This is a genomic window from Micromonospora sp. URMC 107, from assembly GCF_051386315.1.
In the GTDB taxonomy this organism is placed as follows: domain Bacteria; phylum Actinomycetota; class Actinomycetes; order Mycobacteriales; family Micromonosporaceae; genus Micromonospora.
In genome coordinates this window covers 1-309 of sequence record NZ_JBPQTK010000325.1, presented here as the reverse complement: position 1 = coordinate 309, position 309 = coordinate 1, and the positions used below count along the sequence as shown (strand labels likewise).

The 309-nt window shown below is 73.8% G+C and carries 1 pseudogene; it reads left to right on the top strand.

Going from position 1 to position 309, the window contains the following annotated elements:
* Positions 1 to 18: 18 nt before the first annotated feature.
* Positions 19 to 309: pseudogene (locus tag ACSNN9_RS28715) on the top strand (hypothetical protein); the annotation flags it as partial.

Genomic DNA, 309 nt, shown 5'->3' with positions numbered 1-309 from the left:
AGCGCCGTGCTGGTGCCCGTGTGCGCGCTGGTCGGGATGGGTCTGGGCGCGCTCACCCGGCACGCCGCCGGGGCCGTGGCTGCGGCCACGACGGTGCTCCTGCTGGCGCCGATGCTCATCGACAGCGACGAGCACCGGTGGATGGCCGAGCTGCACGACGCCCTGCCCCTCGCCGCCTGGCTGCGACTGATCGAGGTGCACCCCGACGTCCTCAACCCGGACCCGTTCCCGACCACGGTCACCGGCGCCTGGCTGACCCTCGCCGCCTGGTCCCTCACGGCCACCCTCACGGCGATCACTCTCACCCAC